Here is a 21,119-nt window from a genome sequence, read left to right on the forward strand (position 1 = left end):
TTCCGGCTTTCCAGCCTGCTGGTGAGCGAGTTGACGATCACTGAAACCCATCAAGGCATTTACATAACCGGTTTATAGACAGGGCTGCTCCGGCGGGTTACGGTTCTGCTCGCGCCGCAAACCCGACCACCGGTCCGGCCGAACCACTGAGGAGCCGCACAGATGAAGGACACCACCCCGCTCGACCAGGGCTGGAGCCTGCACCACGACGGGGACCGGCTGCCCGCCGCCGTCCCGGGCTGCGTCCACACCGACCTGCTGGCCGCCGGGCTGATCCCCGACCCGTTCCTGGGCACCAACGAGTCGGAGGTGGCCTGGGTCGGCCGCCGGGACTGGACCTACACCCTCGACCTGCCCGCCCACGGCAGCCGGCACGAGCGCACCGACCTGGTCTTCGACGGCCTCGACACCGCCGCCACCATCACCCTCGGCGGCACCGAGCTCGGCTCCACCCGCAACATGCACCGCCGCTACCGGTTCGACGCCACCGGCCTGGCCGGCGAGCTGAAGGTCGAGTTCACCAGCGCCTACACCGAGGCCGAGCGGGTCCGCGCCCTGGTCGGCGACCGGCCCAACGTCTACCCCGAGCCGTTCCAGTACATCCGCAAGATGGCCAGCAGCTTCGGCTGGGACTGGGGCCCGACCCTGCCCGGCGCGGGCATCTGGAAGCCCGCCCGGCTGGAGCACTGGTCCACCGCCCGGCTCGCCGAGGTCCGCCCGCTGGTCACCGTCGACGGCGGCACCGGCCGGGTCGAACTGCACGTCACCGTCGAGCGCACCGCGAGCGGCGCCGGCCGCCCGCTCACCGTCCGCGCCGCGGTGGCCGGCGCCGAGGCCGAGGCCGTCCTCGACGGCGACACCGGCGTGCTCACCCTGGAGGCCGCCGACGTCGCCCTCTGGTGGCCCCGCGGCTACGGCGAACAGCCCCGCTACGACCTCGTCCTCACCCTCGCCGACGGCGACGACCCGCTCGACACCTGGCAGCGCCGGATCGGCTTCCGCACCGTCGAACTGCGCACCGCCCCCGACGCCGCCGGCACCCCCTTCACCCTCGCCGTCAACGGCGAGGCGCTGTTCGTCCGCGGCGCCAACTGGATCCCCGACGACACCCTGATCACCCGGGTCACCCCCGCCCGCTACCGCCACCGCCTCCAGCAGGCCGCCGACGCCAACATCGACCTGATCCGGGTCTGGGGCGGCGGCATCTACGAGCAGGAGGCGTTCTACGAGGCGTGCGACGAACTCGGCCTGCTGGTCTGGCAGGACTTCCTGTTCGCCTGCTCCGCCTACCCCGAGGAGCAGCCGCTGCGCGGCGAGATCGAGGCCGAGGCCCGCGACAACGTGGTGCGCCTGATGCCGCACCCCTCGCTGGTGCTGTGGAACGGCAACAACGAGAACCTCTGGGGCTTCCGCGACTGGGGCTGGGAGGACGAACTGAAGGGCGACTCCTGGGGCGAGGGCTACTACCTCGGCCTGCTGCCCCGGATCGTCGCCGAACTCGACCCCACCCGCCCCTACTCGGCCGGCAGCCCCTGGTCCGGCAGCTGGGACCACCACCCCAACGACACCGACCACGGCACCCACCACTCCTGGGAGGTGTGGAACCGGCAGGACTTCGCCGAGTACCGCGCCAGCGTCCCGCGCTTCGTCTCCGAGTTCGGCTGGCAGGCCCCGCCCGCGTACGCCACCCTGCGCCGCGCCCTGCCGGACGAGGAACTCGCCGCCGACTCGCCCGGCATGCTGCACCACCAGAAGGCCGAGGACGGCAACGGCAAGCTGAACCGCGGCGTCGAGCGGCACTTCGAACTGCCCACCGGCCCCGGCGACTTCGACCGCTGGCACTACCTCACCCAGCTGATCCAGGCCCGCGCCATCGCCACCGGCATCGAGCACTGGCGCTCGCACTGGCCGCACTGCGCCGGCACCGTCGTCTGGCAGATCAACGACTGCTGGCCGGTCTCCTCCTGGGCCGCCGTCGACGGCGACGGCCGGCTCAAGCCGCTGCACCACGAACTGCGCCGCCTGTACGCCGACCGGCTGCTCACCCTGCAGCCCGCCGACCGCGACGGCGCCCCCCGGATCGCCCTGGTCAACCAGTCCGCCGAGCCCTGGACCACGACGCTGCGCCTGCGCCGCCTGGACGCCGACGGCAACGTGCTCGCCGAGACCGCCGCCGAGCTCACCGCCGACGCCCGGGCCGTCCACCGGCTGCCGGTGCCCGCCGAACTGCTGCCCGCCGACGGCTCCGGCAAGGAGTACCTGGTCGCCGACGCCGACGGCCTGCGCGCCGTGCACTTCCCCGTCCCCGACAAGGCGTTCGGCTACCCGCGGCCGGAGTACGAACTGGCCGTCGAGGAGGCCGCCGACGGCGCCTTCGACGTGGTCGTCACCGCCCGCACCCTGGTCCGCGACCTGCTGCTGCAGGCCGACCGGATCGACCCGGCCGCCGCCGCCGACCGCGGCCTGACCACCCTGCTGCCCGGCGAGCGCACCACCATCCGGGTGCACGGCGCCACCGCCGTGCCCACCGCCGGACAGGTCCGGGAGGCCGTGTTCTGCGTCGAGCCGTCCTGAACCGCCTTGTGCGTCGGGTGAGTTGAGATCCGGCACCACGGGCCGGTCCGGTCTGCGGACGGGACCGGCCCGCGGTGCGCCCGGGCCCGGACTGTGTCATGAATGGTCGAGGCGCCGCCGTCCCGCCCGCTCCGGGCCGCACGAGCACGCCAGCCCTTCCCTCCCGCCGGGCCGGCCCCAGCGCGGCCGCCCGGCCCCCGGATCGGAGCCACCCATGCCCCACTGCACCACCCGCGACGGCGTCGAGATCTTCTACAAGGACTGGGGGAGCGGCCGCCCGGTCGTCTTCATCCACGGCTGGCCGCTGAACGGCGACGCCTGGCAGGACCAGCTGAAGGCCGTCGCCGACGCGGGCTTCCGCGGCATCGCCCACGACCGGCGCGGCCACGGCCGCTCCACCCCCGTGTACGACGGCTACGACTTCGACACCTTCGCCGACGACCTGAACGACCTGCTCACCAGCCTCGACCTGCGCGACGTCACGCTGGTGGCGCACTCGATGGGCGGCGGCGAGCTGGCCCGCTACATCGGCCGGCACGGCACCGAGCGGATCCGCTCCGCGGTGCTGCTCTCCGCCATCCCGCCGCTGATGCTGCAGGGCCCGGACAACCCGGACGGCGTCCCGCAGGAGGTCTTCGACGGCATCAAGGCGGGCATCCTCAAGGAGCGCTCGCAGTTCTGGAAGGAGTCCTCGGTCGGGTTCTTCTCCGCGGACCGCCCCGGAAGCAAGGTCACCGAGGGCAACAAGGACGCCTTCTGGTACATGGCGATGGCCGAGACCATCGAGGGCGGCGTGGCCTGCGTCGACGCCTTCGCGCACACCGACTTCCACGCGGACCTGAAGAAGTTCGACGTCCCGCTGCTGGTCGTCCACGGCGACGACGACCGGATCGTCCCGATCGACGCCACCGGCCGCAGGACCGCCGCCCTGGTGCCCGGCGCGGTGCTCAAGGTCTACGAGGGCGGCTCGCACGGCATCGCGCTGGTGCCCGACGACAAGGAGAGGTTCAACCAGGACCTGATCGAGTTCCTCAAGTCCTGACGGGCCGTCAACGGGGTGCTGGACACCGGCCCGCCGGGTGCGGGATCCGGTCCGTCCGGGTGCGGCATCCGGTCCGTCCGGGGCGGAAACCGGTGGGCCGGGCGGGGGCGGGCTGAGAGGATCGGGCGCATGACCACGACCACCACCACCGCCCGGCAGGCCGCCCGCGACGCGCTGGAGGGCCTGGCCCTCGGGGACGCCTTCGGCGAGCGCTGGTTCGAGCTGTTCCGGGCGCCCGCCGAGGCGGTCGAGCAGATCCGGGCCCGCCGCACGCCCGAGGAGTCGCCCTGGCACTGGACGGACGACACCGCGATGGCCCTGTGCGTGTACCGGGCGCTGCTCGACCAGGACGGGGTGAACCGCACCCGGCTGGCCGCGATGTTCGGCGCGACCTTCCTGGCCGACCCGGCCCGCGGCTACGGCTACGGGATGACCCGGCTGCTGCCGGTGCTCGCCGAGCGGCCCGAGCGGTGGAGCAGCGAGGCCCGCGAGCTGTTCGAGGGGCAGGGCAGCCTCGGCAACGGCGCCGCGATGCGGGTCGCCCCGCTGGGTGCCTGGTTCGCCGACGACCTGGACGAGGCCGCCGAGCAGGCCGCCTACTCCGCCGAGGTCACCCACACCCACCCGGAGGGCGTCGCCGGGGCGGTGGCCGTCGCGGTGGCCGCCGCGCTGGCGGCCCGCGGCCGGACGGCCGACGGCGGACCGGCCGGGGCCGCCCTGCTGCACGAGGTGGCCGCCCGCACCCCCGCCGGGGCGATCCGGGCGGGCGTCACCGCGGCCGCCGACCTGCCCGCCGGGACGGCGCCGTGGCGGGCCGCCGACCTGCTCGGCAACGGGCAGCGGATCCGGGCCTCCGACACCGTCCCGTTCGCGCTCTGGTCCGCCGCGCACCACCTCGACGACCTGGCGGGCGCGCTGTGGACCACCGCCGAGGGCCTCGGCGACGTCGACACCACCTGCGCGATCACCGGCGGCGTGGTCGCCGCCCGCACCGGCCTGTCCGGCGTCCCGGCGGCCTGGCTGGAGCGCCGGGAGACGCTGCCGGAGTGGGTGGCGGAGGGGGAGTAGCGGGGGAGTAACGGGGGAGTGGGCGGCGGGCCGGGGCGGGGCTCAGCGGGCCGCGGCGTGGCGGGTCTCAGCCGGCCGGGGCGTCCAGCCGGGCGAGCTGCCCGGGGGTCAGGCGCAGTGCCCCGGCGTCGAGGTTCTCGGCCAGGTGGGCGGGGTTCGAGGTGCCGGGGATGGCGAGCACGTGCGGGCCGCGGTGCAGCGTCCAGGCGAGCCGGACCTGGGCGGGGGTGGCGCCCAGCTCGGCGGCGACGGCGGTGACCCGGGCGTCCCGCTCGGCGGCGGGGGCGGCCTCCCGGGCCGGGCCGGAGATGGCGAAGAACGGGACGAAGGCGATGCCGAGTTCGCGGCAGAGGTCGAGCGTCCCGTTCTCGTCGGCGAGGCGGCGGTCCAGGCCGTAGGAGTTCTGCACGCACACCACGGGGGCGATCGCGCGGGCCTGGTGGACGTGCTCGGGGCGGGCGTTGGACAGGCCCAGGTGCCGGATCAGCCCGGCCCGCCGCAGGTCGGCGAGCACGCCGAAGTGCTCGGCGACGGACTCCACGTCCGGCCCGTTGCGGCGCAGGTTGACCAGGTCGAGGTGGTCGGTGCCGAGCTGGCGCAGGTTCTCCTCGACCTGGGCGCGCAGCTGGTCGGGCCGGGCCATGGTGTACCACTCGCCGTCCGGGGTGCGGCCGGGGCCGACCTTGGTGGCCACGGTGATCCGGTCGGCGCCGGGCCAGCCGGCCAGGGCCCGGCCGATCAGGGCGTTGGCGGAGCGCAGCGGCGAGAAGTAGAACGAGGCGGTGTCGACGTGGTCCACGCCGTGCTCGAACGCGGTGTGCAGCAGCCGGACGGCGGCCGCCCGGTCGATCGGCGGGCCGTCGGAGTTGCCGTGCATCCCGTTGCCGGTCAGCCGCATCGCGCCGTAGCCGAGGCGGTTCACCGCCAGGTCGCCGAGCTGCCAGGTCCCCGCCGCCGAGGCGTGTGCGGTCATGTCCGTCCCCCTGTTGGTGCCGTGTCGGTGCTGCGCCGGTGCCGGTGCCGGTGCCGGTGTCGGTGCCGGGTGCTGCCGGTGCGTCAGGTGTCGGAGTATGGGCCCGCGCCGGACGGTCGCGACAGGGCCCCGGACCTTGAGTGATCTCACACCCGGAGCGGGAACGAACGGCCCGGCGTGCCGCGTTGGATCGGGTGTACGGCACCTGCGGGGGAGGCGTCCGGCCCGGGCCTCGGGGGGCACTCGGCGCGGTGGGCGGGAGCGGCTAGGCTGGCCCGGCCGGTTCTTTACTGAAATTTTCCTGTGTGCCGTACGGCCGTGCTGCGCGATTGCGATTGCGATCGTGCTGTGCGCCGGGCCGACGGCCCTCGTCCTGCCCAGACGGAGGTACTCCGCCTTGCACGTCGATCAATGGATCAATGACGTCCCACCGACCCTGGTGTACGTCATCATCGGTCTGATCATCGGACTGGAGAGTCTGGGCATCCCGCTGCCCGGCGAGATCGCCCTGGTCACCGCCGCACTGCTGGCCGCCAAGGGCACCGTCAGCCCGTGGGGCGTGGCGCTCTGCGCGATCGCCGGCGCGATCATCGGCGACTCGATCGGCTACGCGATCGGGCACAAGGGCGGCCGGCCGCTGTTCGAGAAACTCGGCCGGAAGTTCCCCAAGCACTTCGGGCCGGACCACCTGGCCACCGCCGAGCGGCAGTTCCAGCGCTGGGGCATGTGGGCGGTGTTCTTCGGCCGCTTCGTCGCCCTGCTGCGGATCTTCGCGGGCCCGCTGGCCGGCACCCTGCGGATGCCGTACTGGAAGTTCCTGATCGCCAACGTGCTGGGCGGCGTGGTCTGGGCCGGCGGCACCACGCTGCTGGTGTACCAGGTCGGCAAGGTCGCCGAGAAGTACCTGCAGGGCGCCTCGTACATCGGGCTCGGCGCGGCCGTGCTGTTCGGCGCCGGGTCGGCGCTGCTGCTCAAGCGGAAGGCGAAGAAGTCCCGCGCCGAGCACCCGGAGCAGTCCGGCGGCAAGAGCGGCGAACCGCTCGCCGAGACCTTCGCGGAGACCGCCGACTGACCCCGTCCGCTCCACCGAGGCCGCCGCGACCCCCTGCCGGGCACGGCGGCCTCGACGTGTCCGGGGCCGTCCGGGCCGGGCCGCGTTCCGGCGTGTCCGGGGCCGGGCCGGAGTAGGGTCGCACCCGCACGCCGGTCACGGCGCGATCACGGAGTGGGGAGAGGCAATGCAGGAGAAGGACCCGCAGGTGTGGACCGCGGTGGACGAGTACGCCGAGGACCTGCTGTTCGCACCGGACGCGGTGCTGGACGCGGCGCTCGCGGCGGCCGACGAGGCCGGGCTGCCGAAGATCGCGGTGGCCGCCAACCAGGGCCGGCTGCTGCACCTGCTGGCCCGGATGCAGGGCGCCCGGCGGATCCTGGAGATCGGCACGCTGGCCGGCTACAGCACCATCTGGCTGGCCCGCGCCCTGCCCGCCGACGGCACCCTGACCACCCTGGAGATCGACCCCGCGCACGCCGCCGTCGCCACCGCCAACCTGGACCGGGCCGGCCTCGCCGACCGGGTCGAGGTCCGCCTCGGCCCGGCCCGGGACAGCCTGGCCGACCTGGTCGACCGGGGCGCGCAGCCCTACGACTTCTTCTTCGTCGACGCCGACAAGGCCAACATCCCGCACTACGTCGCGGCCGCGCTGGAGCTGTCCCGGCCCGGCTCGGTGATCGTCGTCGACAACGTGGTGCGCGGCGGGAAGCTCGCCGACGCCGACAGCACCGACCCGGCGGTGCGGGGCGTCCGGCGGATGCACGAACTGATCGCGGCCGAGCCCCGGTTGGAGGCCACCACCGTGCAGACCGTCGGCAGCCGCGGCCACGACGGGTTCACCCTGATCCGGGTCGGCGGCGACGGAGTGGAAGACTGACCACCATGCGCATCGGACTCCTCGGCACCGGCCCCTGGGCGGGCTTCGTGCACGCCCCCGCCCTGGCCGCCCACCCCGACGTCACCTTCGCCGGACTCTGGGGCCGCCGCCCCGAGGCCGCCGCCGAACTCGCCGCCGTCCACGGCGTCCCCGCCTACCCGACGGTGGACGCCCTGCTCGCCGACGTCGACGCGGTCGCCATCGCCCTCCCGCCGGACGTGCAGGCCGAGTACGCGACCCGGGCCGCGCAGGCCGGCAAGCACCTGCTGCTGGACAAGCCGGTCGCCGCCACCGTCGACGCCGCCCGCGCCGTCGAGGACGCGGTGGCCGCCTCCGGCGTCGCCACGGTGGTCTTCTTCACCACCCGCTTCGGTCCCGCCCAGGACGCCTGGATCGCCGAACAGGCCGCCCAGGACGGCTGGTTCACCGCCCACTGCCACTGGATCGGCTCGGTCTTCACCACCGACAGCCCCTACGCCGCGTCCCCCTGGCGGCAGCAGAAGGGCGCCCTGTGGGACGTCGGCCCGCACGCGCTCTCCGTCCTGCTGCCCGTCCTCGGCGAGGTCGACCGGCTGACCGCCGCACCCGGCCCCGGCGACACCACCCACCTGGTGCTGCGCCACCGCGGCGGCGCCTCCAGCACCGTCACCCTCAGCCTCACCGCCCCGCCCGCCGCCTCCGCCGACGGCGCCGCCGTCGAACTGCGCGGCACCGCCGGCGTCACCACCCTCCCCGGCCGCGACGAGCACCCCACGGCCGCGTTCGCCCGCGCGCTGGACGGCCTGCTCGCCTCCGCGAAGAGCGGCGAACCGCACCCCTGCGACATCCGGTTCGGCCGCCAGGTGGTGGAGGTGCTGGCCGCCGCCGAGGAGCAACTGCTGCGCGGCGGGCGGTAGTCGGAGCCGGCCGGGGAACCGGTCAGGGAGCCGGTCGGGGTCACCGCGACCCGGCGGGCTCCTCCGGTTCGGGGTCCGGTTCGGCGTTCGGTTCGGCGTTCGACTGGGACCGCTTCCAGGGGCGGGGGATCCGCGCCACCAGGCTGCTCCCGGTGGTGGTGGCGGCGTCCTTGCCGGTCTCCTCGGCGTCCGTGGCGTCCTCGAAGTCCTCGAGGTCCGCGAGGTCGTCCAGGCCCTCGAAGCCCTCGACGTCCTCGACGTCGATCACGTCACCGGTGTCCGCCCGCGCGCCCGTGGCCAGCTCCAGGCCGGAGAGGTGGTTCTTCAGCCGCTTGGCCATCGGGAGGTAGGTCGCCAGGGTGAGCCCGCCGGAGAGGACGGCACCGACCACCGGGATGGCCTTGGAGACGCCCTTGGCGAAGGTCTGCTTCGTCATCTGGACGCCCAGGTAGGCCGCGACCTTCTTCACCACCGGGTAGACGACGCCCTTGGTGAGCGCCTTCCGGGGCAACTGCTTGACCAGCTGCTCGGATATCGCCTTCGCCAGCTTCCCGACCGCGACGTTCGCGGAGTGGGTGCCGTACATGACGCCGAGGAAGAGCGTGAGCACGCCCTTGGTCGCGTCGTCGAGGTCGTCCTCGCCGGAGAACAGGTCGGGCCAGCTGTAGAGGTAGGCGAGCTTCTGCGCGATCCGCAGCATGTGGCCGAAGTACTGGGCCAGGTCGGCGGGCACGGTGGCCGGGAGGAAGAGCACGCCGGGGATCCCGGCCGCGGCGGAGAGCGCGCTGACCTTGCCCGCCTCGTAGCGGATGGAGTCGTTGGCCGCCTTCTCCAGCACCTCGGCCGGGATGCCCGCCGCCGCCGGGCTCTCCCGGACCGCCCGTTCGACCTGCTCCGCGGAGCAGCTGCGCGCCAGCGTCTTGCGCAGGTACGCCTCCCGGTCGATGCGCACCCCGGGGAGGTTCGCGGCGTACATCAGCACGGCGGAGAAGCGCAGTTCGGGGTTCTCGGGCGTTATGTTCGCGGTCACGGCAGGAACCTACCGCATCAGGAGCACACCTGATCTTTTCCAAACATCCACCGGGACCCGGGAGTTGGCCCGGTCACGGGGTGGCCGGGCGGCGGTCGGCCGGGCGGCGGGGCGGGATCGGGGTGGCGGGGAAGTCGCGGGGGCCGGTCCACAGGGCGGGGACGGCGTCCGCGCGGCGGGCCAGTTCGTAGGCGACGGACTCGTAGTTGACCCGCCAGCCGCGGAAGTGCGGCCAGGCCTCGGCGACCGTCCGCTCCAGGGTCAGGCCCGCGGCCGTGACCAGGGCGGCGGCCGCGTCGAACTCGGCGTACGTCAGCCGGATCGGCTCGTCCGGGTCCGGGTCCGGCTCGAACGGGATGCGCACGGCGGTGGCGATGTCGCGCAGCGCGGTGAACCCGGCGCGCAGCAGCAGGCGGGCCTCCGGCGGGGCGGAGCGCGGGTTGAGGGCCAGCTGCATCGCGGCGGCGTCCATCACCGCGATCAGGCCGACCACCCAGCTGCGGTACGGCTGCGGGGAGCGGAACGAGATCAGCACCGGGTAGTTGGAGTGGCCCTCGCCGAGGTCGGCCGCCAGCCGCTCCCAGTCCCGGTACAGCTCCGGCAGTTCGCTCTCGGTGCGCACCAGCGCCTGCCGGGCCAGCAGTTCCGGCCCCCAGGCCGGCTCGCCCGCCCGCGACTGCAGCAGCGTCACCTCCAACTCCCGCCGGTTGTACGCCCCGTACAGGGTCGGCAGGTAGGCGATCAGCAGCGCGATGATCAGCGGGCCGTTGGCCGCCGCCAGGAAGTCGATCACCGACAGGTGCAGCCGGTCGCCGCTGGCGAAACCCAGCGTGAACAGGCTCGACCCGGCCTCCCGGAACGCCACCCGCCACGCCAGGTCGGACGTCCCCTGCAGCAGCAGGGTGTACGCGAGCAGCGTCGACAGCAGCCAGCAGCCCAGCATCCCCAGCAGGATCAGCGGCGCCAGCCAGGTCTGCGCCCGGTCGATCGCGCGGTAGCCGCCGAACGGCGCCGCCACCGTCCGCAGCACCCGGCGCAGCACCGACCAGAGCCGGATCACCAGCGCCGAGTACAGCCCGCGCGGCACCACCAGGGTGCGCAGGATGCTCGCCGCCGTCACCAGCAGCAGCGCCGCCCCGGCCACCGTGAAGATCACTCTCATGCGGTCATTGTGACGGCAGCCCGGCCGCCGCCCGGCCACGGGCCTGCCGTGTCCGCCGCCCGGGCCGCCCGGGCCGTGAAAGCATCGGCCGCAGCACCGCCCGTCCGCCCCTTCCCCGGAGAGAGCCGAGCCCGCCCGTGCCGAACAGCCCCGTGCCGGACAGCCCTGCGTCGGACAGCCCCGTGCCGGACAGCCCCGTGCCGTCCGCGCCGGTGATCCGGATCGACACCCCCGGCTCCTTCGCCCGGAGCGTCTTCCACGAACGCCACCCCGTCCTGCTCCGACAGGTGCTCGACGCGCTGCCCTACGGCCCGCAGCAGCGCGCGGACCTGGCGGAACTGCTCGCCCGGAGCACCGGCGGCGGCCCGCTGCACCCGCCCGCCGGGGACGACCCGGACGCGGCGCGCTGGCAGGAGTGGGGCGCCGGACTGTGGGGGCGGAGCTGGGACGAGGCGCCGTTCCTGTGGGCGGAGAGCTACTTCTACCGGCAACTGCTGGACGCCACCGGCTACTTCCGGCCCGGCCCCTGGCAGGGCGTCGACCCGTTCGCGCCGTTCAAGGCCGCCGAACTGGCCGGCCCGGCCGTCGACGGCGAACTCGCCGCCCTCGACCACCCCGGGGCGACCCGGCCCCGGGCCCTGCTCTCCGCCGCGCTCTGGGGCAACCGGGCCGACCTCGGCTTCCGCCTCACCGCCGAGGACGGCGCCGCCGCCCCCGACCTGGTCGCCGACGACAGCGCCGCCCTGTGGACCGCCCTCGAACGGGGCCGCGGCGGCCGGGTCGGCCTGATCGCCGACAACGCCGGCCGGGAACTGCTCCCCGACCTGGTCCTGATCGACCACCTCCTGACCTCCGGCCTCGCCGGACACGCCGCCCTCTACGTCAAACCCCACCCCTACTTCGTCTCCGACGCCACCACCGCCGACACCCTCGCCACCCTCGCCCGGCTGCGCACCGCCCCCGGCCGGGCCGCCGCGGCGACCGGCGAACGCCTCCGGCGGGCCGTGGCCGACGGCACCCTGACCATCCGCACCCACCCGTTCTTCTGCGCCCCGCTCCCCTTCGACGCGATGCCCGCCGACCTGCGGGACGACCTGGCCGGCGCCACCCTCACCATCCTCAAGGGCGACCTCAACCACCGCCGCCTGGTCGGCGACCGCCACTGGCCCCACACCACCCCCTTCGCCCCCCTCACCGCCTACTTCCCCACCCCCGTCGCCACCCTCCGCACCCTCAAGTCCGACGTCGCCGTCGGCCTCGCCCCCGCCACCCTCGCCCGCCTCGACGCCACCGGCACCCGCTGGCGGACCGACGGGCGGCACGCCCTGATCCAGTTCCGCGCCTAGGGTCCGGTCCTCCTCCCCGCGCCCGCGGCAGACCGGGGTGCCGCGAGGCGCCGGCCGTCCTGTGACCTGCCGGTAGGATGGTGTGTTCGTACGCGGGTGGGGTCGGGTGGTGGCGTGGTGCGGTTCGGCGTTCTGGGGCCGTTGGAAGTCCGTCAGGAGGGGGTCCTGGTCGAGGTGCCCCGGCCGCGGATGCGGGCGGCCCTCGCGTTCCTCCTGCTGAACGCGGGTCGGCCGGTGAGCATTCACCGGATGGTGGATGCGTTGTGGGGCGAGACGGCTCCGAGGACGGCCCGCGCTCAGGTGCACACCGTGATCTCGACGCTGCGCAAGGCGCTGCCGTCGGAGTCGGCGGGCCTGCTGTCCTTCGACACGGCCGGCTACCGGTTCGCGGTGCCCGACGGCGACGTGGACGCGGCGGCGTTCTCGGCGTTGCTGACCGGCGCGAAGAGCCTCGCGGAGCGCGGGGACCAAGTGGCAGCGGCGGATCACCTTCGCCGGGCTCTCGCCCTGTGGCGCGGCGAGGCGCTGAGCGGCATCGAGGCGCCGTTCGCGGAACCCGCCCGGTTGCGGCTGGAAGAGGAGCGGTTCGCCGCGCACGGCCTGTTGGCCGATCTCGACCTCGCTGCCGGTCGGCACCGCGCGCTCGTTCCTGAGCTGACCGCGCTGCTGCGCGCGTACCCGGCGCGGGAGGACATCGCCGTGCGCCTGGCCACCGCCCTCCACAGGTGCGACCGGCAGGCCGACGCGCTGGCCGTGGTCCGGGAGACCCGCGCGTTCCTGCTCAGGGAGTTCGGGCTCGACCCGGGCGATGGGCTCGTCGCCTTGGAGACGGCGCTGCTGTCAGGGCGCTTCGAGGCGCCGTCGGAGGAGCCGTCCGCCAAGGCCGTCCGGAGGGAAGCCGGTCCCGGAAAGGTCCGGCCGGCCCAGCTTCCGCAGACACCGCACGGATTCGTCGGGCGGACGGCGGAGTTCGGCAGGCTGACAGCGCTGGCGCGCGGTGGGAGCGGCGATGCGCGGATCGCTCTGGTGACCGGTCCCGCCGGCGTCGGCAAGACCTCCGTCGCCGTGCACTGGGCCCAGTCCGTCGCCGACGACTTCACCGACGGGCAACTGTTCGTCGACCTGCACGGCTACGACGAGGGCGAGTGCGAGCCCGCCGCCCGGGTGCTCGAACGGTTCCTGCTGGCCCTGGGCGTCCCGGGTCACCGGATTCCCGAGGACCCGGTGCTGCGGGAGGACCTCTACCGTTCCACCGTCGCCGGTCGCAAGCTCCTGGTGGTCCTGGACAACGCGCGGGACTACGAACAGGTACGGCCGCTGCTGCCCGGCTCCGCGCAGGGCTTCACCGTGGTCACCAGCCGGGTCAGGCTCGGTGGCCTCGTCGCGAGGACGGGCGCCGCACCGGTGCCGCTGGGCGTGCTTCCGGCCGCAGAGGCGATCGAGGTGCTGGCCCGCCTGGCCGGCCGGGAGCGGGTGCGGGCCGCACCGGAGGCAGCCGCCGAACTGGCGCAGCTGTGTGGCGGACTGCCCCTGGCGCTGCGCATCTCCGCCGTCCGGCTCCTGGACGAACCCGAAGCACCTCTCAGCGGCCTGACGGTCGAGCTGGCCCCGGAGAGCGACCGGCTGGCCGGACTTTCCCTGCCGGGCGACGAGTTGACGGTTTCCGGGGCGTTGGAACACAGCTACCGCCGCCTCCCCACCGACCAGGCACGGTTCTTCCGGCTGCTCGCCCTGCACCCCGGCGCGGCGATCCCGGCCGCGGCCGCCGGCGCGCTGTGGGGCGCTCCGGAGACCCCTCTCAGCGCCGCGCTGCCCCCCGAGGCCCGTGCGCTCCTGCGCTCCCTGGAATCCGTCCACCTGGTCGAGCGGGTGGCCGACGACCAGGGACGCCACCGCATGCACGACCTGGTGCGCCTGTACGGCCGTCAGATCGCGGCGTCCTCCAAGGCCGAGGGGACAGCCGCACTCGGCCGGCTCTTCGACTGGTACATCGCGCACGCGGACGCGGCGCACGCGCTGCTGGACCCGCGCAGGTTCCGCCCTCCCACGGAGCTCGACCACAGCTGGTCGGGCCCGCCACCGTTCGAAGGAGAGGCGGAGGCACAGGACTGGTACGCCCGGGAGTCCGAGAACCTCGCGGCGCTGACCCGGCTGGGAGCAGCCGTGGGCGAGCACCGCGCCGTGTGGCAGCTGGCGGTCCTCCACCTCCCGTACCTGCTGCGCAGCCACCGGCTCGGACTGCTGGCCGAACTCCAGCGGATCGGCGAGAGCTCGGCTGCGGCGCTCGGCCACGACTCCGCTGCGGCGACGCTTGCGAACAACCAGGGGATCGCTTACGCGATCCGCCGCGACCGGCAGGCCAAGGAGCACTTCGACCGCGCCATCGCCTTGTACGGGCGCGTCGGTGACGTGACCGGCGTCGTCCGTGCACGGCTCAACATCGGCAACCTGCACTACGAGTTCCGCGAGCTGGCCGAGGCGGCCGGCTATCAGGAGCAGGCGGTCGAGGCGGGCCGGGCGAGCGGCAAGAAGGACCTGCTCGCCGTCGCTCTGGCCAACCTCGCCCTCGTGCGGACCGACCAGGGCCGGCACGCCACTGCCCGGGACCTGCTCACCGAAGCGGTGGCGATCCACGAAGCGGGCGGGAGCGACCATGCGGCGGCCGTCGCGCACGGCCAGCTCGCCTGGGTCCTGCAGCGGCTCGGCGTCTTCCAGGAGGCGTTCGAGCTGAGCGATCGGTCGCTCGCCGTCGCCCGTCGCTTCGACGACAGGTTGCTGGCCGGCCGGATGCTGGACCAGATGGGCATGGCCCGCGCCGCCCAGGGCCGTGTCCCGCAGGCGCGCGCCTACTGGGAGCAGGCCATGGAGACGTTCACCGAGATCGGCAGCGTGGAGGCGGAGACGGTGCGGGCAAGGCTCATCGAGCACTGCTGCTGAGTGTTGTCCGCAGCAGGTGGACGATGTCGTCCAGGCCGATCACCAACACTCCGAGAACCGCCGCGGTGGCCGCCGCCGCCACCGCCAGTGGCAGGGGCGGCATGCCGCCGCAGGGCAGCGCGGCAACGACCGCGGTGCAGCCGAGAGCGGTGTTGCGGGTGAGGAAGAGTGCGGTCGATCCGGCAGCGGGTGCGGTGGGCGCGCCGAAGCACTGGCAGTCGGCCGCACGGCCGGCCGCCACGGTGGTGGCCGTGAAGACGGCGAGCATGCCGATGACGAGGACCGGACCGGCCTCCTGGTCGGCCAGGAGCAGGACGGTGGTGGCCGCCTCGACGGCCACCACGGACACGGCGGTGGCCGTCCGCAGGCGTGGGGCGATCCAGGGGAACGAGCGCAGCCCTGCCGCGAATTCGGCCAACTTCCGCCGGTTGCGCCCTTTGGTGGCGGCGGCTGCCGCGAACACGACGGCGAGCAGCAGCCGGGCGGTGAGGTGGAGGGTCGTCATGCGTGCTCCTCCTGGGGACGGTGCTGGTACCCCTCCGCCTGGGCGGTGAACAGCTCGGCGTAGCGGCCGTTGCGGGCGAGGAGTTCGCGGTGGCTGCCCTCTTCGGCGACGCGTCCGCCGTCGATGACGACGATCAGGTCCGCACCCCGCAGGGCGGAGAGCCGGTGGGAGATCAACAAGGTGGTGCGCCCGGCGCGGTGGTGGGCGAGCGTCTCGTGGACGCGTCGCTCGGCGAGGGGATCGAGACCGGAGCTCGGCTCGTCGAGGACGAGCAGGTCCGCGTCGGCGCGCAGGAGGGAACGGGCAAGGGCGACGCGCTGCCACTGGCCGCCGGAGAGGAGGACGCCACCCTCCTGGTCGTCGTCCAGGAAGATTCGGCTCAGCAGGGTGTCGTAGCCCTTCGGGAGTGCGATCAGGGTGCCGTCGATGTCGGCGCGTGCGGCGGCGGTCCTGATCCCGTCGAGGTCCTCGATTCGTTCGGGGGCGCCGACTCCGATGTTGTCCCGGGCACTGAGGTCGTACATGGTGTAGTCCTGGAAGGTCGCCCCGATGCGTCGGCGGAGTTCCTCGACCGACAGGGTGCGGATGTCGGTGCCGTCCCACAGGATGCGGCCCCGTTCGGGGTCGTAGAAACGGCACAGCAGTTTGACCAGGGTGCTTTTGCCGGCGCCGTTGGCGCCCACCAGACCGACGGCGCGGCCGTGCGGGAGGTGGAGGTCGACGCCGCGCAGGGCCCAGGGGGCATCGGGGCCGTAGCGGAACCACACGTTCTCGAAGGTGATGCCCCGGCGGAGCGGCCCGGGGTGGAGGCCGCCGTCGGGGAGGTCCGACGGCAGCCGCAGCAGGTCGAAGTAGTGTCCAAACAGCCGCAGGGCCTCCTCGGTGCGGCCGAACTGCGCCACCAGCGAGGCGAGGGCGCCTTGCACGGCGGCGACGGCGCCGGTGAAGAGCGTCAGTTCGCCCACCGTGACACGACCGTCGGCGACCTGGCGGACGACGACGACGGCGGCGAGGCCTGATGCCGCGGCGGCTGCGATGCCGAGCGCGGACTGGACGAGGGCGTTGCGGCGGGCGATCAGGACGTCGGCGTCGGCGGCGCGGCGCTGCGCATCCATGGCCTTGTGGTGGAACAGCCGGCCCGTACCGAACAGCCGGATCTCCATCGCCGCCCGGCGGTCGGTCAGCAGCATCCGGTAGGAGAGCTGGCGACGGGCGTTGGCCATCATGGTCCGGGTGGTGTCGGCGGCGTGCCGGGCCGCCCGGAGCTGGCCCGCGGCCGCCAGCGCGACGGTCAGGAGGAGCAGGACGCCCATGGGCGGCCATGTGGCCAGCACCAGCCCGAGGAAGCTGGCGATGGTGACCGTGCTGCGAGCGGCCGTGAGCAGAAGGTCGAGGACCTGCCGCGGGGCGTGTTGGGCGGACTGTTCCGCGAGGCGGACGGTGTCCTGGACAGTCGGGTCCTCGAAGGGGCGAAGCCCGCGGAAGTCGTTGATGCGGCGGTAGAGCCGGTCGTGGACGAGGAGGTTGACGGCGCGGCCGAGGGCGACGCCGGAGAACGCCGTCGCCTGGGCGAGGACGGTGGTGGCGGCGCCCGCGGCGGCCACGGCCGCCGCCAGGAGGGACAGGTGCGCGAGGTCGACCGGGCCGGAACGGCCGGTTGCTATCAGCCGGTCGACCAGGATCTTGGTGAGGAAAGCGGCGGCAACGGGAGCCGCTCCGCTCAGCACCGCGAGGCCGAACTGCAGGAGCAGACCCCTCGGGGAGGCCTCCCACCCGAGGCGCAGGGCGCGCGCCGCCCCGTGGAGGCGCCCCGTCGGCTCCGCGCTCACGAGGCGGCCCGGGTGCCTGCCAGCGGGCGCGCCACGACGTCCAGGGTGGTGCCCGCGTGCGTGATGACGCCGTCGCGGATCCGCAGGAGCGTGGGATAGGCCATGACCCCTCCGAACGCCGCGGTCACGGAGCTGTTGTGCCCGACAAGCACGACCCGGCCGAAGCGGCCGAGCTTGGCAGCCAGCGCGGCGGTCTCCTCCGCCTCGGGGTCGCCCGTGACGAAGAACAGCGTCTTCTCGGTATCGACCGCAGCGGTCCGGTCCAATTCCGCGACCAGGTCGGCGCACGGGCCGCAGCCGGTCATGACGAACCCGGCCAGGAATTCGCCGGCCGCGAGGTCGGCGCGGCCGAGGCGGCCACCGGCGGTGGTGCCGGCGTCGAACCCGCCGATCGCGGTGCCGACGGCGGGCAGCCGGTCCATGCCCGGGCCGATCGGCCGCGACTCGATCTCACGGAGCCGGCGGATGACGGCGAAGGTCAACGAGAGGTTCAGCGCGGTGGCGATCCCCAACGCGGCCGCGAGAATGCACAGGGCGACAGTCATCAAATCCCCTAGGAAGTGCTCGGAAGCGGAATTCATGGGGACCCTAATGCTCTCGACTACTCATTCACTACCCATGCCCTACTCGCGTAATCCGGGCGGGAGTGGCGTGCATCACACTCGGAATTCCTTGCCATCCGCGACGCCATTGGCTGTACGGTTCGGACCACCACCGGCAGGGCGGTCAACCCGCCGGGAAATCGGAAATCCGATTTCCGGGGCCGGGAGTGAACAACCTCCCGGAATCCCGGGACCCCGAAACCCTGAAATTCCGAAAGGACGAACCGTGAAGAAGCTCGGGCTCATCCTCGCCGCCGCCGCCGCGCTCGCGGCGATCGCCGTGGCCGGCACCGCTCCGGCGGCCGAAACCACAGTGGCGATGAAGAACTGCCCCACCTGCCCGATCGGCTGACCGGCGGTAGGGCGGCCCTCGCGTGATGCTTCTCTCCGTCCTGTCGGCCATCGCCGCCGGCGTGCTGCTGACCGTCCGACGTGCTCTGTTCCTGGTCACCGTCCAAGGGCACAGCATGGAGCCGCAGTACTTCCCCGGCGATCGGGTTCTCGCCGTCCGCACAGGTCGGCGGAGCCCCAGGACGGGCGACGTCGTCATCGTCCGCCGTCCGGCGTGCACCTCTGCTGACGCCCGCCGCGAGCGGCTGTTCCTCAAGAACGTCGCCGCCGGACCCGGGGACCCGGTTGCCGACCTGTTCACCCCGGCCACCGGCATGTCCGCAGGGGAAACCATTCCCGAGGGGAATTTTCTCGTCCTCGGCAGGCATGTCGCCAGCGAGGACTCGAAGCAGTGGGGGTTCGTCCCCGCCGCCGATATCCAGGGCCGGGTCATCCGCCCCCGAAAGCTCGACCGGGCGAATCCCCGCCCAGGTCATGACGGTCCGGAAATCCCGGACCAGTGAAAGGAGAAAATTGATGCGCGCAATGTCCCGCGCCTTCGGCACCCGCCTCCTGGACTCCCTGCTCCGGCAGCGGACCGCCGCTGCCGGCTGCACCCCCGACTGCTGGCTCGAGCCTGCGGCGGGCGACGCCGGCAGCGGTGGCCAGTACTACCAGCGCATGTGCTGCTTCACGCAGGCCTGCACCACGCGCTGCTACAGCTGACCCTTCCGCGAACGGACGACGACCAGAGGAAAGTGAGACACCGACGATGAAGCGCTCGATGTCCGACCGGCTTCTCGGGTTCCTGCTGAAGCAGGAGCCGGCGGCAGCGGGGTGCGCCCCCGACATGGGCACCAGCTGTGGCTGCCTCGCGGGCGACTACGGCCCCGCGTACTACTGCCAGGTCTGGACGCTCAACGCGAACTGCAGCATCACCTGGGGTTCGCTGAAGCTCGTCGGCCCCTGCTGAGGCCCTCCCGCCGGCCGGTGGCCCGAACGCTCTTGAGGCGGTTCGGGAACGTTTGAGGAGATCCCGTCCGATCCGCGTGACCGGGCGGGATCTCCTCGGTACCCGGGCAGGCGGCGGAACGACCGTCCGGGAGCGCCCCGGATGCGGCCCTCCACGGGGGCGGTCGTCGTGGCTCGCCCGTGCGTTTCCGGACGGGGTCAGGAGCCGGTGCGGCCGTCGAGGAGTTCGCGGAGGATGTCGAGGTGGCCGTTGTGGCGGGAGGTCTCCTCGATGAGGTGGAGGAGGATCCAGCGGAGGTCGGGGTGGCGGCCGTCGCGGATGGACTGCTTGGCGGGGGTGTCCAGGGGGTGGTCGGCGACGAGCCGGCGGTGGACGGCGTTCTGCTGTTCGTACTCGTCGAGGAGCTGGGGGAGCGGGAAGTCGACCGCGGTGCGCATCTCCGGGTCGGGGTCCTCGTCGGTGGCGTGGACCAGGGGGCCGTCTTCCTCGGCGCCGAGGAAGACCACCTGGAGCCAGAAGTGCTCGACCCAGCGCAGGTGGCTGATCAGCCCGCAGGCGGTCATCAGGGGGGAGCCGGGCAGGGGGGAACGGCGGGCGTCCTCGGGGGAGAGGCCCTCGCACTTGGCCCGCGCGGTGGCCCGGGCGTAGTCGAGGAAGGTGGTCAGCTGGGTGCGCTCGTCCCAGGAGGGAGGCGTGTCGGTTCGCTCAGTCATCGCGGGCATTGTGCCCTGACTCCTGACGGGGCGTCGACGGATTTTCCCCGGTCGGGCGGCGATCGGGCGGGCCGGGCCGCCCGCGACCGGTGGACCCTGGAAAACATCGGCAACGGCCACGCCGGGCTGGTGGATTGACGGGAAGGAGGATGGCCGATCATGGAAAGGAAACGAAAAAGCGGTGAAGGAGGGCCGGTCGGCCGGGTAGAAAGGGTGGGTTTGCCGGAGGAATCGACGACGGAGGAGGGGGAGCGGCGATGGCACTCCCGGACGGTATGGCGGTGCGGCCCGCGGTGGCCGAGGACGCGGCGGCGGTCTGTGCGCTGCTGAACCAGGTGGACGAGATCGAGATCGGGCGGGCGGAGACCGAACTCGACGAGGTGGAGTCCGAACTGCGCGGCGAGGGCGTCGACTTGGCGCAGGACTCCTGGCTGCTGCACGACGCGGACGGGAGACTGGTCGGCTACGGTCTGGTCCGGGACCGCTCCGGCGGGGAGCGGATCGACCTCGACCAGTACCTGCTGCCGGACCAACTCGCGGGCGGACTGCACCTGTTCGACCTGATGGAGGCCCGGGCCGTCGAGCTCGCCCGCCGCAACGGCGCCGACCGCGCCGTGCTGCACCTGCTGCTCAACGCCGAGCCCACCACCGACACCGGGGCGATGCGGGACCGCGGCTGGCGGCTGGCCCGCCGCCACCACGCCCTGCGGCGCGACGTCTCCCCGGAGACCGACCCGCTGCCCGAGCCCCCCGCCGGGGTGCGGCTGCGCGACTGCACGCAGGAGGCGGACCGCCGGACCGCCCACCGGCTGCACCAGCAGACCTTCGCCGAGCACTACGACTTCAAGCCCCGCAGCTACGAGCAGTGGCTGGCCGACATCAACGCCGACACGGTCGACTGGACCAGGGTGTGGGTCGCCGAACTCGACGGCCACGGCGACGTCGCCGTGCTGCGCACCGGCGTCCGACTGCCCACCCTGGCCTGGGCGTTCAACATCGGCGTGCTGCCCGAGGCACGCGGCCGCGGCCTCGGCGGCTACCTGCTGCGGCACTTCTTCGCGGTGCACGCCGCCGACGGCCGGGCGGCCGTCGGCCTGGGCGTCGACACCGAGAACGCGACCGGCGCCCCGGAGCTGTACCGCAAGCACGGCATGGAGGTCGACTTCTCCGTCGACACCTGGGCGCTGGTGCTGCCCACCGCCTGACCC

General features: G+C 73.5%; 20 protein-coding genes. 13 read left to right on the plus strand and 7 right to left on the minus strand.

From position 1 onward, the window contains the following. Nucleotides 1–162 precede the first annotated feature (162 nt). The 3 genes from IH44_RS0123425 to IH44_RS0123435 all read left to right on the plus strand — a co-directional run bounded on the left by IH44_RS0123425 (nucleotide 163) and on the right by IH44_RS0123435 (nucleotide 4,684). Nucleotides 163–2,574 carry a glycoside hydrolase family 2 protein gene (locus tag IH44_RS0123425; protein WP_030461664.1) on the plus strand — a complete coding sequence of 804 codons (2,412 nt, stop codon included), beginning with the start codon at nucleotides 163–165 and terminating at the stop codon, nucleotides 2,572–2,574. Nucleotides 2,575–2,788: 214 nt separating this feature from the next. Continuing rightward, the gene (locus IH44_RS0123430) at nucleotides 2,789–3,616 is read left to right on the plus strand and encodes an alpha/beta fold hydrolase (protein ID WP_030461665.1); all 828 of its coding nucleotides are present in this window, start codon (nucleotides 2,789–2,791) and stop codon (nucleotides 3,614–3,616) included. A gap of 129 nt (nucleotides 3,617–3,745) precedes the next feature. After that, nucleotides 3,746–4,684 carry an ADP-ribosylglycohydrolase family protein gene (locus tag IH44_RS0123435; protein ID WP_030461666.1) on the plus strand — a complete coding sequence of 313 codons (939 nt, stop codon included), beginning with the start codon at nucleotides 3,746–3,748 and terminating at the stop codon, nucleotides 4,682–4,684. Between the two features lie 67 nt (nucleotides 4,685–4,751). Here IH44_RS0123435 and IH44_RS0123440 read toward each other — a convergent pair whose 3' ends face one another. Next, the gene (locus tag IH44_RS0123440; protein WP_030461667.1) at nucleotides 4,752–5,657 is read right to left on the minus strand and encodes an aldo/keto reductase; all 906 of its coding nucleotides are present in this window, start codon (nucleotides 5,655–5,657) and stop codon (nucleotides 4,752–4,754) included. A gap of 397 nt (nucleotides 5,658–6,054) precedes the next feature. On the opposite strand from IH44_RS0123440, the gene IH44_RS0123445 reads away from it, so the two are divergent. The 3 genes from IH44_RS0123445 to IH44_RS0123455 all read left to right on the plus strand — a co-directional run bounded on the left by IH44_RS0123445 (nucleotide 6,055) and on the right by IH44_RS0123455 (nucleotide 8,484). Next, complete coding sequence (locus IH44_RS0123445) at nucleotides 6,055–6,729, plus strand: DedA family protein (RefSeq protein WP_035956173.1); 675 nt, start codon at nucleotides 6,055–6,057, stop codon at nucleotides 6,727–6,729. Between the two features lie 166 nt (nucleotides 6,730–6,895). Next, on the plus strand, nucleotides 6,896–7,588 hold the full coding sequence (locus IH44_RS0123450; RefSeq protein WP_030461669.1) for an O-methyltransferase: 693 nt from the start codon (nucleotides 6,896–6,898) through the stop codon (nucleotides 7,586–7,588). 5 nt (nucleotides 7,589–7,593) lie between these two features. After that, nucleotides 7,594–8,484 carry a Gfo/Idh/MocA family protein gene (locus IH44_RS0123455; RefSeq protein WP_030461670.1) on the plus strand — a complete coding sequence of 297 codons (891 nt, stop codon included), beginning with the start codon at nucleotides 7,594–7,596 and terminating at the stop codon, nucleotides 8,482–8,484. A gap of 40 nt (nucleotides 8,485–8,524) precedes the next feature. On the opposite strand, the gene IH44_RS0123460 is transcribed toward IH44_RS0123455, so the two are convergent. Beyond that, nucleotides 8,525–9,460 (minus strand): hypothetical protein, encoded by a 936-nt coding sequence (locus IH44_RS0123460; protein ID WP_051817248.1) that lies wholly within the window; start codon nucleotides 9,458–9,460, stop codon nucleotides 8,525–8,527. 127 nt (nucleotides 9,461–9,587) lie between these two features. Next, on the minus strand, nucleotides 9,588–10,676 hold the full coding sequence (locus tag IH44_RS0123465) for a hypothetical protein (protein ID WP_030461672.1): 1,089 nt from the start codon (nucleotides 10,674–10,676) through the stop codon (nucleotides 9,588–9,590). A gap of 182 nt (nucleotides 10,677–10,858) precedes the next feature. Between IH44_RS0123465 and IH44_RS0123470 the strand changes: the two genes are divergently transcribed. Together IH44_RS0123470 and IH44_RS0123475 are read left to right on the plus strand one after the other, a co-directional pair. Beyond that, entirely contained in the window at nucleotides 10,859–12,022 is a 1,164-nt protein-coding gene (locus tag IH44_RS0123470) for a damage-control phosphatase ARMT1 family protein (protein WP_030461673.1), read from the plus strand. 189 nt (nucleotides 12,023–12,211) lie between these two features. Beyond that, entirely contained in the window at nucleotides 12,212–14,959 is a 2,748-nt protein-coding gene (locus tag IH44_RS0123475) for a BTAD domain-containing putative transcriptional regulator (protein ID WP_081967066.1), read from the plus strand. Here IH44_RS0123475 and IH44_RS0123480 read toward each other — a convergent pair. From IH44_RS0123480 to IH44_RS0123490, 3 genes are read right to left on the minus strand one after another with little or no spacing between them, the layout of a single operon-like run. Further along, nucleotides 14,940–15,464 carry a MauE/DoxX family redox-associated membrane protein gene (locus IH44_RS0123480; RefSeq protein WP_051817229.1) on the minus strand — a complete coding sequence of 175 codons (525 nt, stop codon included), beginning with the start codon at nucleotides 15,462–15,464 and terminating at the stop codon, nucleotides 14,940–14,942. The genes IH44_RS0123475 and IH44_RS0123480 overlap by 20 nt on opposite strands. After that, nucleotides 15,461–17,293, minus strand: a complete 1,833-nt coding sequence (locus IH44_RS0123485; RefSeq protein WP_051817230.1) for an ABC transporter ATP-binding protein — start codon at nucleotides 17,291–17,293, stop codon at nucleotides 15,461–15,463. The genes IH44_RS0123480 and IH44_RS0123485 overlap by 4 nt, the downstream gene beginning before the upstream one ends. After that, the gene (locus tag IH44_RS0123490) at nucleotides 17,290–17,838 is read right to left on the minus strand and encodes a hypothetical protein (RefSeq protein ID WP_030461677.1); all 549 of its coding nucleotides are present in this window, start codon (nucleotides 17,836–17,838) and stop codon (nucleotides 17,290–17,292) included. Before IH44_RS0123490 ends, IH44_RS0123485 begins: the two co-directional genes overlap by 4 nt. A 283-nt stretch (nucleotides 17,839–18,121) precedes the next feature. Here IH44_RS0123490 and IH44_RS49165 point away from each other — a divergent pair, with 283 nt between their 5' ends. The 4 genes from IH44_RS49165 to IH44_RS0123510 are packed head-to-tail and all read left to right on the plus strand — an operon-like array spanning nucleotide 18,122 to nucleotide 19,198. Continuing rightward, the gene (locus IH44_RS49165) at nucleotides 18,122–18,247 is read left to right on the plus strand and encodes a hypothetical protein (RefSeq protein ID WP_255358110.1); all 126 of its coding nucleotides are present in this window, start codon (nucleotides 18,122–18,124) and stop codon (nucleotides 18,245–18,247) included. Between the two features lie 25 nt (nucleotides 18,248–18,272). Continuing rightward, complete coding sequence (locus IH44_RS0123500) at nucleotides 18,273–18,749, plus strand: S26 family signal peptidase (protein WP_157852439.1); 477 nt, start codon at nucleotides 18,273–18,275, stop codon at nucleotides 18,747–18,749. Between the two features lie 13 nt (nucleotides 18,750–18,762). After that, nucleotides 18,763–18,951: a hypothetical protein gene (locus tag IH44_RS0123505; protein WP_157852441.1), complete on the plus strand. Its 189-nt coding sequence runs from the start codon at nucleotides 18,763–18,765 to the stop codon at nucleotides 18,949–18,951. A 58-nt stretch (nucleotides 18,952–19,009) separates the two neighbouring features. Further along, nucleotides 19,010–19,198 carry a hypothetical protein gene (locus IH44_RS0123510; RefSeq protein ID WP_157852442.1) on the plus strand — a complete coding sequence of 63 codons (189 nt, stop codon included), beginning with the start codon at nucleotides 19,010–19,012 and terminating at the stop codon, nucleotides 19,196–19,198. Between the two features lie 197 nt (nucleotides 19,199–19,395). On the opposite strand, the gene IH44_RS0123520 is transcribed toward IH44_RS0123510, so the two are convergent. Beyond that, on the minus strand, nucleotides 19,396–19,911 hold the full coding sequence (locus tag IH44_RS0123520; RefSeq protein WP_030461681.1) for a DinB family protein: 516 nt from the start codon (nucleotides 19,909–19,911) through the stop codon (nucleotides 19,396–19,398). Nucleotides 19,912–20,168: 257 nt separating this feature from the next. On the opposite strand from IH44_RS0123520, the gene IH44_RS0123525 reads away from it, so the two are divergent. Next, the gene (locus tag IH44_RS0123525) at nucleotides 20,169–21,116 is read left to right on the plus strand and encodes a GNAT family N-acetyltransferase (RefSeq protein ID WP_030461682.1); all 948 of its coding nucleotides are present in this window, start codon (nucleotides 20,169–20,171) and stop codon (nucleotides 21,114–21,116) included. Nucleotides 21,117–21,119: the final 3 nt, after the last annotated feature.

This window comes from Kitasatospora sp. NRRL B-11411 (assembly GCF_000721345.1).
GTDB lineage: Bacteria > Actinomycetota > Actinomycetes > Streptomycetales > Streptomycetaceae > Kitasatospora > Kitasatospora cineracea.